This window comes from Aureimonas psammosilenae, from assembly GCF_009176975.1.
Classification (GTDB): Bacteria; Pseudomonadota; Alphaproteobacteria; order Rhizobiales; family Rhizobiaceae; genus Plantimonas; species Plantimonas psammosilenae.
Genome location: NZ_WEZG01000001.1, coordinates 249,210 through 261,442 on the forward strand (window position 1 = coordinate 249,210; position 12,233 = coordinate 261,442).

A 12,233-nucleotide genomic window follows, 5' to 3' on the forward strand; every position below is an offset into this window, starting at 1 on the left:
CTTTTTCACCGGCTGGCGAAGGGCGTCCCGTTGACGCGGCGGGGTCCGCCCCATAACCCTCCGCCAGTCATCACCAGGGGAGGCGTGCGATGAGCGAGGCCAAGGCCGATATCGGCGTTTTGGGCATGGGAACGATGGGCGCGATGCTGGCGCTCAACATCGCGGAGGAAGGGTTCGAAACGGCCCTCTTCAACCGAACGACATCGAAAGCGTTCGGTGTGCGCGACGACAACCCGGAGCTGGCCGAAAAGCTGCATCCGCAGGAAACGCTGGAAGCCTTCGTCCAATCGCTGAAGACGCCGCGCGTCGTCTTGATCATGGTCAATGCCGGCAAGCCGGTGGACGAGCAGATCGAGCATCTGAAGCCGCTTCTCGCACAAGGCGACATCGTGATCGACGGCGGCAATGCCGACTTCAACGACACGGTTCGCCGCAACAAGGCGATGGACGGCAGCGGCATCCATTTCGTCGGCATGGGCGTGTCGGGCGGCGAACTCGGCGCGCGCCACGGCCCCTCCATCATGGTGGGCGGCGACAAGGCCGTGTGGGAGCGCCTGGCGCCGATCCTCAAACCCGTCGCCGCGCAGTATGACGGTGCTCCTTGCGTCGCCTGGCTCGGCACCGACGGCGCGGGCCATTTCGTCAAGACGATCCACAACGGCATCGAATATGCCGACATGCAGATGATCGCCGAGGTCTACGGCATCCTGCGCGATGGCGCAGGAATGAGCGCGCCGGACATGGGACGCGTTTTCGCCGACTGGAACACGCGCGGCCTCCAATCCTACCTCATCGAGATCACCGCGACGGTTCTGGCTGAGAACGACCCCGAAACGGGCAAGCCGCTCGTCGACCTCATCGTCGACGAAGCGGGGCAGAAGGGCACGGGGCGCTGGTCGGTGATCGAGGCGCAGAAGCTCGGCATCGGCGCGACCACGCTGGAATCGGCCGTGTCGGCGCGCGGCGTATCCTCGCGGCGCAAGGAGCGGGCGGACGCCGAGAAGATCTACGGCACGCTCGACCTCGCCCCCGCCGATTTCCGTGCCGACGCGGAAGGCTTGAAGGAACTCGAAGAAGCGCTGGAAACCGCCAAGATCATCGCCTACGCGCAGGGCTATGCGATCATGGCTGCGGCGAGCCAGGAGTGGAAATGGAACCTGCCGCTCGGCGACATCGCCCGCATCTGGCGCGCCGGCTGCATCATCCGCTCGAACTTCCTGGATGACATCGCGAAAGCCTACGAGAGCGGCGAGACCGTCATCAACCTTCTCCAGACGCCGACCTTCTCGGGCCGCGTTTCGAAAGGCCAGGCGGCGCTGCGCCGCGTCGTGTCGAAGGCGGTGCTTTCGGGCGTGCCGGTGCCGGCGCTGGCCGCCGCCTTGTCCTATTTCGACGATTATCGCCGGGCGCGCGGCACGACCAACCTGACGCAAGGCCAGCGCGACCTGTTCGGCGCGCACACCTTCAACCGCTTCGACAAGGACGGCGCCCAGCACCACCACTGGCCGGCGGTCTGACGCTCGCGAATAAGTTGACCGTTCCGGCCCTGGATCGCTCGGGCCGGAACCACAGTTTCCCCGCCGACTTGCCCTGATCGGGCGATTGGCGGGGAAAGCTTCATGGCAGGATACGACCGGCGCGACATCCTGAAACTGGGCTTGGGCAGCGCCATTCTAGCCGCGATGCCGAGAATCGCCGAGGCCGCCCCGCTCGTGCGGGTGGACGACCCGGAACTCGCATCCGTCATCGACCCCACCGCGCGCGCCCGAACCATCTTCGAAGGCGGCAAATGGTGCGAAGGCACCTGCTACGTGCCGGCACTCGCCGGCCTCGTCTTCAGCGACGTGAAATCGAACCGGCTTTGGCTGGTGAAGGACGACGGCTCGCGCGAGCCCTATCGCGACCCTTCCAATAATTCCAACGGCAATGTGCTCGACGCGGAAGGCCGGCTCGTCACCTGCGAGCACCGCACCCGCCGCGTGGTGCGGCAGGAAAAGGACGGGACGCTGACGACCCTTGCCGAAACGTTCGAGGGCAAGCGCCTGAACTCTCCCAACGACGCGGTTCTGGCTCCTGATGGCGCGATCTGGTTCACCGATCCGACCTACGGCATCACGCAACCGGCGGAAGGCATCCTTGCCGAACCGGAACAAACGGCGCGGCGGGTCTACCGCATCGATCCGTCCGGGCGGTTGGAGGCCAAGAGCGACGCCTTCGACCAACCGAACGGCATCGGTTTCTCGCCGGACGGGCGCGTCCTCTACGTGTCGGAAACGGGCGGCGGCGCGAACCCGGAAGGGGCGCGCGGCATCCATGCCTTCGATGTCTCGGCGGAAGGAAACTTGAGCGGCAAGCGTATTTTCGCGGCCTATGACAGCGGCGTGCCGGACGGGCTGGCGGTGGATGTGGAAGGCCGCGTCTATGCTGCCTCCGGGGACGGCGTGCGGATTTACGGGAGCGACGGCCGGATGCTCGGGCGGATCGCGACGGCCAAGACCGTCGGCAACCTCGCCTTCGGCGGACCTGACGGGCGCCGGCTCTTCATCGCCGCGACCGACGTGATCCAAGTGATCGACATGAAAGTGGCGGGCGTCGAATGGCTCGGCCGGAAATGAACGAGGAAAGGCCGATCGCCATGGTGCTGAAGCGTCGGGAACTCATCGCGGGCGCGCTCAGTGGGGCTGCCGTGCTGCCGTTGATGGGCGGCGCGATGGCGCAGGAAACAGGCGCAGGTGCCGAGGCGACCGAAGCGAGACCCGCCGGCGAGATGGAACTGTTCCGCCTTGCCGCCGCGCCTTCGACGCCGACCGGCATCGCGGTCTCGGCCGAGGGACGCGTCTTCGTGTTCATGCCGCGCTTCAACGCGGACGTGCCCTATACGGTCGGCGAAGTGGCGGGAGACGGCTCCGTCACGGCCTATCCCGATGCGGAAACGAACCGCCCCGATCCCTCCAAGCCGCAAAGCGCTTTGTTTCACGTGCCGAACGGAGTCTTCGGGCCGGATGGCAAGACGCTTTGGCTTCTCGACGCGGCCCTGCCGGACGGGTCCGGCCCACCGGTGGACGGTGGGGCGAAGCTTGTGGAAATCGACCTTGCCACAAACAAGCCGACCCGCGTCGTGCCGCTCGGGGCGGGGGTCGCCAAGACCTCGTCCTTGAACGACCTTCGCGTCGGGCGGCTGGACGGGATCAACGTCGCCTTCGTCACCGACCAGGGCCAGGACGGGGAGGGCGCGATCATCGCCGTGAACCTCGATTCCGGCGCTGTGCTGCGCCGGCTGGCCGGACATGCCAGCACCAAATCGCAGGAAAAGCTGGTGAAGTTCGTGGAGCACCGCCCGGTGATGCTGCAAAAAGGCGATGCGCCTCCGCAAGCGCCGAAGGGCGGGGCGAACGGCATCGCGCTTTCGCCGGACGGCAAGCGTCTTTACTACGCGCCGCTGATGGGCCGCCATTTGTATGCGGCTTCCACCGACGATCTCCTGATCCCTGGCGTGTCAGACGACGAGATCGCGGCCGGCGTCAAGGATCTCGGCGAGAAAGGCATGACCGGGGGCCTCGCGGCGGATTCGAAGGACCGCGTCTATCTGGCGCTTCAGGAGCAGAACGCGGTCGGTCGCCGGAGCACGGACGGCACGATCGAGGTCATCGGCTCCGATTCACGCCTCATCTGGGCCGACACCTTCTCCATCACGCCGGATGGCTGGCTTTATATCAACGGCGCACAGGTCAATCGCCGCCCCGAATACAACCGCGGCCAAGACCTGCAGAAGCCGCCTTATGCGATCCTTCGCATCAAGATCGACGCCGGCCCCGCCTGACGTCGACGGCGGAACGGCGCGAAGGGCGAGAGCCTGGAACAGCCCCGCGCCGATCTTCTCCGCGCAGGGGCTGAGTCGGCAAGGGACGGTTCGTCAGGCCTTCAAACGCTCCGCGTGCCAAAGGAGATGGTCGGCCATGAAGGTGGAGATGAAGTTGTAGGAATGGTCGTAGCCCTCGCGCATGTTGAGGGTCAGCGGAATGCCGGCCTTCTCGCAAGCCTGCTTCAGGAGCTGCGGCCGCAGGCCATCGTCCAGGAACTCGTCGGCCGTGCCCTGGTCCACCAGGAACTCGCGGAAGCGGTGGCCGTCCTCGATGAGGAGCGTCGCGTCGTAGGGGCGCCAGGAGGACAGGTTGCGGCCGAGATATTTCTCGAAGGCGGGGCGCGACCAGCCGGCGGTGGTGGGCTGCACGATGGGGGCAAGCGCCGAGGCGCTCCGGAAGCGCTCCGGGTGCTTCAAGGCGATGGTCAAGGCGCCGTGCCCGCCCATGGAATGGCCCATGATCGCCTGACGGTTCAGATCCGCCGGGAAGTTGACGGCGAGATAGGCAGGCAACTCGTCCGTCAGGTAGGAATACATCCGGTAGTTCCGCTCAAACGGTGCCTGCGTCGCATCGAGATAGAAGCCCGCACCGGAGCCGAATTTCCAGTTGTCCTTCTCGTCCGGCACGTCGGCCCCGCGCGGGCTCGTATCGGGCAGGACGATCATCAGCCCAAGCTCGGCGGCGGCGCGGCGGTACTCGGCCTTGTCCATCGCGTTCTGGTGGGTGCAGGTGAGGCCCGACAGGAACCACACCACCGGCACGCGGCCCTTCGAGGCCTGCGGCGGCACGAAGACCGCGAAGTTCATGACCGTGTCGGTGGAGCGCGAATGGTGGCGGTAGACGCCCTGCGTGCCGCCATGCGCCTTCGCGGTGGAGAGGGTTTCCATCGTATCCGTTCCTGGGATTGTCGAATGATCGGGTCTTGCGGGTTCGGCTCAGGCGGCGCCCTTGCCGATCCATTCCTTCAGCGCCTGGTTGACGCGGGTCTGCCATCCCCGGCCGCTGGCGCGCAATGCGGCCACCACGTCCCCGTCGAGCCGGAGCGTCACGCGCTGCTTCGGGTGTTCGACGGGCGGCCGGCCGCGGCTGATCAGCCGCCCGTTCTCGTGGACATCGGCGCGGGCGAACCATTCGTCGTCGAGTTCCGGAGCGTCGTCGCGATTGTCCGGAGAATATGCGGGTGTCTTGCGGTTCGCGTTCATGTCGGAGCCTTTGCGGCGTCACATGGCTGAGAAGACGGTCGGTGCAAGGATTATTCGTACCGACATTTATTCAAGTCAAGCACCTGACCGGCGCATGTCGACATGGGGGATGCCGTCTTCGAGATAGGGCTCGCCTTCGGGCCGGAAGCCGTGGCGGGCATAGAAGGCCTGGAGATGGCTCTGCGCCGAAAGCACGATCCCGGCACCAGGGAAACGGCCCTCGCAGAAGGCGATGGCCTCGCGCATCATGGCGTGTCCGAGGCCGGTGCCGCGATGATCGGGGGCGATCGCCAGCCGTCCGATCCGTGCGGCGGGCTCGGTTGCGTCCGGTCCGAAGACCCGGAGGCAGCCGGCGAGCGCAGGTCCAGCGAGGCAAAGGAGATGCGTCGCTTCCGGGTCCTTGCCGTCGATCTCGGGAAAGGCGCAACGCTGCTCCACCACGAAGGTGTCGCAGCGCAGTTTCAGGAGGTCGTGGAGTTCGCGCGGCTGCAGCGCCTCGAACTCCCGCCAGCGCCATTCGGTCTCGGCCATCCTCGTCAGAAAGTGACGACCGAGCGGATGGACTTGCCTTCGTGCATGAGGTCGAAGGCGGTGTTGATCTCGTCGAGCGGCATTACGTGGGTGATGAGGTCGTCGATGTTGATCTTGCCGTCCATGTACCAGTCGACGATCTTCGGCACATCGGTGCGCCCGCGCGCGCCGCCGAAGGCCGTGCCGCGCCAGACGCGGCCGGTGACGAGCTGGAAGGGCCGCGTCGAGATTTCCTTGCCGGCCTCGGCCACGCCGATGATGATCGATTCGCCCCAGCCGCGATGGCAGCATTCCAGGGCCTGGCGCATGACGGCCGTGTTGCCGGTCGCATCGAACGAGAAGTCCGCGCCGCCGCCCGTCAGGTCCACGATCGCCTGCACGACCTTGTCGTTGCCGACGTCGTTCGGGTTGATGAAGTCGGTCATGCCGAATTTCTTCGCCATCTCGACCTTGGCGGGGTTGAGATCCACGCCGATGATCTTGTCCGCGCCGACCATGCGCGCGCCCTGGATGACGTTGAGGCCGATGCCCCCGAGGCCGAAGACCACGACGTTGGCCCCTGGCCAGACTTTCGCCGTGTAGATCACCGCGCCGATGCCGGTGGTGACACCGCAGCCGATATAGCAGATCTTGTCGAAGGGGGCGTCCTCGCGCACCTTGGCGAGCGCGATCTCGGGCAAAACGGTGAAGTTCGAGAAGGTCGAGCAGCCCATGTAATGGAAGACGGTGTCGCTCTCGCATTTGAAGCGCGAGGTGCCGTCCGGCATGACGCCTTGGCCTTGGCTAGAGCGGATGGCGGTGCAGAGATTGGTGCGCTGCGACAGGCAGCTCTTACAGTTGCGGCATTCGGGCGTGTAAAGCGGGATCACGTGATCGCCGGCCCGCAGGGTCGTAACGCCGGGGCCGACCTCGCGCACGATGCCGGCGCCCTCGTGGCCGAGGATGGCCGGGAACTTGCCTTCGGAGTCGAGGCCCGACAGCGTGTAGGCGTCCGTGTGGCAGACGCCCGTCGCCATGATTTCCACCAGCACCTCGCCGGTCTTGGGGCCGGCAAGGTCGATCGTCTCGATCGTCAGCGGCTTGCCTGCTTCCCAGGCGACGGCGGCTCTGGTCTTCATCTGCTTCTCCCGGTGCCAAGATCCAAGTTGCGCGCAGTCATGGACTTGGCCGCGCCGGGACGCAAGCGCCGATCAGCGCACCTCGCGCGTCGCCGCTTCCAGGCCCCAATGGAGAAGTTCGGCGGCCTTCGCCTCGCTTCCTGCTTCCACATAGCAGCGCAGTTCCGGCGCATTGCCGGAGGCGCGGAAATGCATCGTGGAGCCGTCGGCGAGAAGCATGCGAACGCCGTCGAGATCGTTGGTTTCGCGAACCGCGCCGACGGGGCGCATGAACTCGTCGCGGAAGGCCGCGTCGCTCGCCAGCCGCTGAAGGAAGGGCGCGCTGCGGCTGGCCGGCACTTCCTGCAGGCGGTGCGCGGCGGCGTGTCCGGCATCGAGCTTGTCCACGACCTGCCCAAGCGACATTCCAAGCGCCTTGGCTTCGGCCAGAACGGAGAGGATCGGCAGAAACGCGTCGCGCGTCGGCAGCGCGGAAAGCGTGCGGCCATCGCGCGTGACGGGCGAGAACAGGAGAAGGCCGCCATTGGCCTCGAAGCCGACGATGCCCTCGGCCCCTTCCGAAGCTGCCTTTTCCATGCCGGCGATCACGAAAGGTGAGCCGACCTTGGTGCGAAGGGCGCGCGTGGCGATGCCGGAGGCTTCCACGGCGGCGCTGGAGGTGACGGGCGTCACGATCGTCCGGAGGCCGAGATGGCGGGCGGTGAGGAGCCCGATCACGTCGCCGCGCAGGATGCGGCCGCGCTCGTCGGCGACGAGCGGACGGTCGGCGTCGCCGTCGGTGGAGACGATGGCGTCGAGCGTGCCCTCCGCCGCCCAGTCGGCGACGAGGCGGACGTCTTCGGGCCGGTGGGCTTCGGTGTCGACGGGAATGAAGCTCGTGGCGCGCGCCAGCGGCACGGCTTCGGCTCCGAGCGCCGTCACCACGTCAAGGAGGGCGTCGCGGGCGACGGAGGAATGCTGGTAGACGCCGACCTTAAGGCCGACAAGCGCGGCGGGGCCGAAGAAGTCGACATAGCGGCGGCGATAGGGAGCGAGCGCGTCGAGCGTCTGCGCGCCGTCGTTCCCTTCCGGCCGTCGTTCGTTCTGCGTTTGGGCAAAATGCGACAGGATGCCGGCCTCGTCGTCCTTGGCGATCTCGCCCTTGGCGGAATAGAATTTCAGGCCGTTGCGGTCGTCGGGGATGTGGCTGCCGGTGATCATGATGGCGGGGCTGCCATCGCTCATCGCGGCAAGCGCGAGGGCGGGCGTCGGCACCGCGCCGCAATCCACCGGCTCGAAGCCGGCGGTTCTCGCCGCCGCGATGCAATCGGCGGCGATCTCGGGGCTGGAGGAGCGCAGGTCCCGCCCGATAAAGACGCGCCCGCCTGCGCCCAGATGGCGCAGAAAGGCCAGCGAATAGGTGTAGCTCGGGCCGCCCAGAAGGTCCGTCACCAGACCGCGCAGGCCGCTCGTTCCAAATTTCAGCGAGGACATCGGCTTTTCTCGGGCTCCGAAAAGGTGCGCGATCGCCTGGCACGGCGACATGGTTCCGATATCCTCTATGTCATCGACCGGCGACAACGGAAAGACTCGAGGGCAGGACATGGATAATACCCACCGGATCGAGGCGGGCGGCATCTCGGCCGCGGTCAAGGCGGACGGCGCGGAACTGACGAGCGTCAGGGACGGGGAGGGCGTCGAGCTTCTTTGGCAGGCCGGCCCCGAATGGCCGCGTCACGCGCCCGTGCTGTTTCCGATCGTCGGACGTCTGACGGGCGACCGCCTTCGGCACGAGGGACGGGACTACACGCTGACGCAGCACGGCCTTGCCCGCGACATGCGCTTCGAATGGGTGGAGCGCTCGGAGGCGCGCGCCGTTCTGCGGCTGGTGGACGGCGTGGAAACGCGCGAGCGCTTCCCCTTCGCCTTTCGGTTGGAGCAGATCTACGAGGTGGCGGACGCGACGCTTTCCGTCACGTCCCGCGTGACGAATACGGGCGACGTGCTTCTGCCCTGCGGCGTCGGCGCTCACCCCGCCTTTCGCTGGCCGCTGGTCGAGGATTGCCCGAAAGACCGGCACGAGCTTCGCTTCGAAACGCCGGAGCCGGGGCCGGTTCTGTCGGTGGAAGGCGGGCTTCTCGGTGCGCCGAAATCGGAAACGCCGATCGTGGATGGCGTCCTGCCGCTTCGCGAGTCGGTGTTCGCCGCCGACGCCTTGGTGCTGCCGAACGTTCGCAGCCGCGCCGTGCGCTACCTCGCGCTGGACGAGAACGGGGCCGAGCAGCGCGCGATCACCGTGTCCTGGGAGGACTACAAGGATCTCGGCGTCTGGTCGAAGCCGGCCGGCGCGCCCTTTCTTTGCATCGAGCCCTGGTTCTCCATGGCGAGTCCCGTCGGCTGGGACGGCGATTTTCTCGATAAGCCGGGAGTGCTTCGTCTGGCTCCCGGCGAAAGCCGCGATCTCGTCTGGCGCGTGAGGGTCTGAGTTCTACTGGGCAGGTTGCTCGGGCACGCTGCCGGGCGGCACGACGGGCGTGGTGTTCGGGTCGGGATCGGGCACGGGCGCCTGCATCTCGCCCCCGGCAGTGGGCGGCGGCGTCAGAACGCCGTTGCAGTCCGACAACTGGCCGGTGAGGTCGCCTTCGTCGCGCGTGACGCCCGGCGCGATGGCGCAAGGATCGTCCGGCGCGGCTTGGCTGTCGGGCGTTCCCTCGTCATCCTCCTGCCCCGGCGGCGGGGTGTCGGGCGTGACGGGCTGGGCGAAGGCCGGATCGAATGCCAAGCCGAGAAGAAGCGCGGCGAGGGACGGCGCGGCGAAACGCTGGAAACGGAAGCTCATGGCGGCCTTCCTCAGGAAATTCGTGCCGCCACCTCAACGCGTGAAAGCGTGTCTCGCTCCCGAAAAACCGGCCAAGCGGCCGGCGCGAAGTCTCAGCGCAGGCGCGCGAGCCGGCGCGCCAGAATGGCGTCGAGCTTGTTCAAATTGTCGAAAAAGCTCGCGTCCACATCGTTCAGCGAGGTGCGGAGCTGGCTTTCGAACTCGTTCCAGACCGTCAGAACCTTGGCGCGCACTTGGATGCCTTCCGGCGTCAAACGCACCAGCACCTTGCGCAGGTCGCTGTCGTCGCGATCACGCACAACCCAGTTCTTGGCTTCCAGAACGTCCACCATCTTGGAAATGGTGGAAGGACGCACGGAGAGCGTCGTCGCGATCTCGCTGACCTTCTTCGGGTTGTCTTCCACGAACTGCAAAAGAAACTGGTCCTGACCGACCACGACGCCGATATCGGCCAGAAGCAAGCCGAAGAGTTGCCGTGTCGACTTGGTGATCGACAGGAGCGGTTTCAGAAACGAGTGCTTCCCGGACGAAGAGTCTACGTGGGGTTGCATAGGAACAGACATGCCGGCTCCTTCATTGGCTCGCAGAAATTTCGGCGGACCGCATATGCGGAGCCACCGACTCAGCGCCGGTTGTTGGACACCAAACTAACCGGCTTGCCGTTTCCCAAGCCATCCCTTGGAAAAAAATACGTTTAATGATTGATTGGGCGGCAATTAAGTTGTCAGAAGGGTGACGCAAATTTTCTCAGAAATGTCGCATAAATAACATTAAGCAACCATAAGTTATTGTGCGGTCTGGTTGTGAAAGGTTCTGTTCAAACGTCCGGCGCTTCCGCGCGGTTCAGCTTTCCCAATAAGGCGGTCGTATCCGAGGCTCCCATCGCGGTCGCCGCCGCCAAAGCTGTCGTTCCATCCTTCGAAACGCAACCCGGATCGGCGCCGCGATCGAGAAGAAGTCGAAGGAGGGTGACGCGGTTGAACATCGCCGCGATCATCAGGGCGGTGCGCCCGTCGGGTCCGCTTCCGTTCACCGCCGCACCCCCGTCGAGCAGAACCTGGGCAACGGCCAGATCGCCCTTGAAGGCCGCGCCGGCCAAAGGTGTCTGACCCCGATCGTTCGGCATGTCGGGATCGGCGCCGTGAGCCATGAGAAGAGCGGTCAGTTCGGCATGTCCATGATAGCTCGCCAGCATCAGGAGGCCATCACCCTTGTCGTTGCGAAGGTTGGGTGGCAAGCCACCCTCCAGAAGCGGTGCGAGCAGGCCTGCGTCGCCGTTTCTGGCCGCCTGGAAGACCCGCCCGGCGAAGGCCAGCGTTTCGTCGTCGATGTCCGGTGGCACGGTTGTTCCCTTCATCGCTCTGTCTGGAGAACCCGGCCGAGCGTGTCGCGGAGCGCGCGGATCTCCCCGTTCAAGCGCTTCAGGTCCTCCAAGTCGCGACCGGAGGTTTCCACGAGCCGTTCGGCGAGGCACGAGCAGCTTTCCTGCATGTTCCGCCCGGTTTGCGTCAAGCGAACGATCACCTGCCGCTCGTCGTCGGGGTTGCGCTGGCGCTCGGCGAGGCCCGCCGCCGTCAGGCGCTTCACCAGGGGCGTCACGGTGCTCGGCTCCAGAAGCAGTCGCTCGGCAATGGCTCCTACCGTTTGCTCGTCCGTGTCCCAAAGCGCCGACAATACCAGATATTGCGGATAGGTGATGCCGAGACCGTCCAGAAGCGGCTTGTAGATCCGCCCGACCGCCATGGACGCGCCGTAGAGCGCGAAGCAGAGCTGCTCGTCCAGGGGTGGGGGGAGGCTTGGCTTGGTCATCGGAACCGCTCGGTCATGGTCTTGCTCGTAAAAAATGATATCGCGATAAATTCCTGCTGGACAGTCATTTCGAATGGGTCTATCTAATAGTTGTCGCGATAACGAATTGGCGATAAGGATCGGGCAATGACCAGTTTCCGTCATATCATGCTGGCTGCAAGCGCTTTGGCAGCCGTGTCCGCCGGTGCCGTGGCGCCCGCGGCGGCTGCCGCCAGGAACGTCGTCCTCGTGCATGGCGCGCTGGTCGACGGCTCCGGCTGGCGCAAGGTCTACGACATCCTGAAGAAGGACGGCTTTAATGTCAGCGTCGTGCAGCAGCCGCTGACCGGCCTCGACCAGGACGTGGCCGCCACCAAGCGCGTTCTCGCCCGCCAGGACGGCCCGACCGTTCTCGTCGGCCACAGCTATGGCGGCACGATCATCACGGCGGCCGGCGACGACCCGAAGGTCAAGGCGCTGGTTTACGTCGCCGCGCTTCAGCCGGAAAAGGGCGAGACCACCGCCGGGCTGGTTCAGTCGATGCCTTCGCCTTCCAACGACATCAAGCCGACCGACGACGGCTTCCTGATGCTCGATCCCGCCAAGTTCGCGGCCGATTTCGGCGCGGATCTGCCGAAGGATCAGGCCGAATTCATGGCTCATTCGCAGATGCCGGTGGCGGTGTCCGCCTTTCAGGCTCCCGTCCCGGTGGCCGCGTGGCACGGCCGGCCGAGCTACGGCATCGTGGCCGCCGACGACATGGTGCTGAGCTCCGATCTCCAGCGCTCCATGTACAAGCGCGCCGGCGCCAAGGTGACCGAGATCAAGGGCAGCCACGCCCTCTACATTTCGCAGGCCGAAGCTGTGGCGAAGGTCATCGAGGACGCCGCGAAGGCGGCCAACTGAGACGCGA

14 protein-coding genes are annotated in these 12,233 nt (G+C 65.9%); 5 read left to right on the forward strand and 9 right to left on the reverse strand.

What is annotated here, in order from left to right:
• Nucleotides 1–89: 89 nt before the first annotated feature.
• From gndA to F9929_RS01180, 3 genes are all read left to right on the forward strand, one after another.
• On the forward strand, nt 90–1,517 hold the full coding sequence (gene gndA, locus F9929_RS01170; RefSeq protein ID WP_152044694.1) for an NADP-dependent phosphogluconate dehydrogenase: 1,428 nt from the start codon (nt 90–92) through the stop codon (nt 1,515–1,517).
• Nucleotides 1,518–1,619: 102 nt separating this feature from the next.
• Complete coding sequence (locus F9929_RS01175; protein WP_235918930.1) at nt 1,620–2,615, forward strand: SMP-30/gluconolactonase/LRE family protein; 996 nt, start codon at nt 1,620–1,622, stop codon at nt 2,613–2,615.
• A 20-nt stretch (nt 2,616–2,635) separates the two neighbouring features.
• Nucleotides 2,636–3,820, forward strand: coding sequence for an SMP-30/gluconolactonase/LRE family protein (locus F9929_RS01180; RefSeq protein ID WP_152045190.1), 1,185 nt, complete (start codon nt 2,636–2,638; stop codon nt 3,818–3,820).
• Between the two features lie 93 nt (nt 3,821–3,913).
• Here F9929_RS01180 and fghA read toward each other — a convergent pair whose 3' ends face one another.
• The 5 genes from fghA to F9929_RS01205 form a co-directional block, all read right to left on the reverse strand.
• Nucleotides 3,914–4,750 carry an S-formylglutathione hydrolase gene (gene fghA / locus F9929_RS01185; RefSeq protein ID WP_152044695.1) on the reverse strand — a complete coding sequence of 279 codons (837 nt, stop codon included), beginning with the start codon at nt 4,748–4,750 and terminating at the stop codon, nt 3,914–3,916.
• A 48-nt stretch (nt 4,751–4,798) separates the two neighbouring features.
• Nucleotides 4,799–5,065: a BrnA antitoxin family protein gene (locus F9929_RS01190; protein WP_152044696.1), complete on the reverse strand. Its 267-nt coding sequence runs from the start codon at nt 5,063–5,065 to the stop codon at nt 4,799–4,801.
• A 75-nt stretch (nt 5,066–5,140) separates the two neighbouring features.
• Entirely contained in the window at nt 5,141–5,596 is a 456-nt protein-coding gene (locus tag F9929_RS01195) for a GNAT family N-acetyltransferase (protein ID WP_152044697.1), read from the reverse strand.
• 5 nt (nt 5,597–5,601) lie between these two features.
• The gene (locus tag F9929_RS01200) at nt 5,602–6,714 is read right to left on the reverse strand and encodes an S-(hydroxymethyl)glutathione dehydrogenase/class III alcohol dehydrogenase (RefSeq protein ID WP_152044698.1); all 1,113 of its coding nucleotides are present in this window, start codon (nt 6,712–6,714) and stop codon (nt 5,602–5,604) included.
• Nucleotides 6,715–6,786: 72 nt separating this feature from the next.
• The gene (locus F9929_RS01205; RefSeq protein ID WP_152044699.1) at nt 6,787–8,187 is read right to left on the reverse strand and encodes a phosphomannomutase; all 1,401 of its coding nucleotides are present in this window, start codon (nt 8,185–8,187) and stop codon (nt 6,787–6,789) included.
• Nucleotides 8,188–8,296: 109 nt separating this feature from the next.
• Between F9929_RS01205 and F9929_RS01210 the strand changes: the two genes are divergently transcribed.
• Entirely contained in the window at nt 8,297–9,178 is an 882-nt protein-coding gene (locus F9929_RS01210) for an aldose 1-epimerase family protein (RefSeq protein WP_152044700.1), read from the forward strand.
• 3 nt (nt 9,179–9,181) lie between these two features.
• Here F9929_RS01210 and F9929_RS01215 read toward each other — a convergent pair whose 3' ends face one another.
• The 4 genes from F9929_RS01215 to F9929_RS01230 all read right to left on the reverse strand — a co-directional run bounded on the left by F9929_RS01215 (nt 9,182) and on the right by F9929_RS01230 (nt 11,341).
• Complete coding sequence (locus tag F9929_RS01215) at nt 9,182–9,532, reverse strand: hypothetical protein (RefSeq protein WP_152044701.1); 351 nt, start codon at nt 9,530–9,532, stop codon at nt 9,182–9,184.
• Between the two features lie 92 nt (nt 9,533–9,624).
• Nucleotides 9,625–10,095: a MarR family winged helix-turn-helix transcriptional regulator gene (locus F9929_RS01220; RefSeq protein ID WP_152044702.1), complete on the reverse strand. Its 471-nt coding sequence runs from the start codon at nt 10,093–10,095 to the stop codon at nt 9,625–9,627.
• Nucleotides 10,096–10,349: 254 nt separating this feature from the next.
• Complete coding sequence (locus F9929_RS01225) at nt 10,350–10,889, reverse strand: ankyrin repeat domain-containing protein (RefSeq protein WP_152044703.1); 540 nt, start codon at nt 10,887–10,889, stop codon at nt 10,350–10,352.
• Nucleotides 10,886–11,341, reverse strand: coding sequence for a MarR family winged helix-turn-helix transcriptional regulator (locus F9929_RS01230; RefSeq protein ID WP_152044704.1), 456 nt, complete (start codon nt 11,339–11,341; stop codon nt 10,886–10,888). The genes F9929_RS01225 and F9929_RS01230 overlap by 4 nt, the downstream gene beginning before the upstream one ends.
• Before the next feature lie 126 nt (nt 11,342–11,467).
• Here F9929_RS01230 and F9929_RS01235 point away from each other — a divergent pair, with 126 nt between their 5' ends.
• A complete protein-coding gene (locus F9929_RS01235) occupies nt 11,468–12,226 on the forward strand; it encodes an alpha/beta fold hydrolase (protein ID WP_152044705.1) in 759 nt (252 codons plus the stop codon).
• Nucleotides 12,227–12,233: the final 7 nt, after the last annotated feature.

Bases quoted from the DNA above. Each gene is read 5' to 3' on its own strand.
- F9929_RS01205 (WP_152044699.1), bottom strand. From the start codon at position 8,187: ATGTCCTCGCTGAAATTTGGAACGAGCGGCCTGCGCGGTCTGGTGACG.
- F9929_RS01180 (WP_152045190.1), top strand. From the start codon at position 2,636: ATGGTGCTGAAGCGTCGGGAACTCATCGCGGGCGCGCTCAGTGGGGCT.
- F9929_RS01200 (WP_152044698.1), bottom strand. From the start codon at position 6,714: ATGAAGACCAGAGCCGCCGTCGCCTGGGAAGCAGGCAAGCCGCTGACG.
- F9929_RS01190 (WP_152044696.1), bottom strand. From the start codon at position 5,065: ATGAACGCGAACCGCAAGACACCCGCATATTCTCCGGACAATCGCGAC.
- F9929_RS01210 (WP_152044700.1), top strand. From the start codon at position 8,297: ATGGATAATACCCACCGGATCGAGGCGGGCGGCATCTCGGCCGCGGTC.
- F9929_RS01220 (WP_152044702.1), bottom strand. From the start codon at position 10,095: ATGTCTGTTCCTATGCAACCCCACGTAGACTCTTCGTCCGGGAAGCAC.
- F9929_RS01195 (WP_152044697.1), bottom strand. From the start codon at position 5,596: ATGGCCGAGACCGAATGGCGCTGGCGGGAGTTCGAGGCGCTGCAGCCG.
- F9929_RS01175 (WP_235918930.1), top strand. From the start codon at position 1,620: ATGGCAGGATACGACCGGCGCGACATCCTGAAACTGGGCTTGGGCAGC.
- fghA (WP_152044695.1), bottom strand. From the start codon at position 4,750: ATGGAAACCCTCTCCACCGCGAAGGCGCATGGCGGCACGCAGGGCGTC.
- F9929_RS01235 (WP_152044705.1), top strand. From the start codon at position 11,468: ATGACCAGTTTCCGTCATATCATGCTGGCTGCAAGCGCTTTGGCAGCC.
- F9929_RS01225 (WP_152044703.1), bottom strand. From the start codon at position 10,889: ATGAAGGGAACAACCGTGCCACCGGACATCGACGACGAAACGCTGGCC.
- F9929_RS01230 (WP_152044704.1), bottom strand. From the start codon at position 11,341: ATGACCAAGCCAAGCCTCCCCCCACCCCTGGACGAGCAGCTCTGCTTC.
- F9929_RS01215 (WP_152044701.1), bottom strand. From the start codon at position 9,532: ATGAGCTTCCGTTTCCAGCGTTTCGCCGCGCCGTCCCTCGCCGCGCTT.
- gndA (WP_152044694.1), top strand. From the start codon at position 90: ATGAGCGAGGCCAAGGCCGATATCGGCGTTTTGGGCATGGGAACGATG.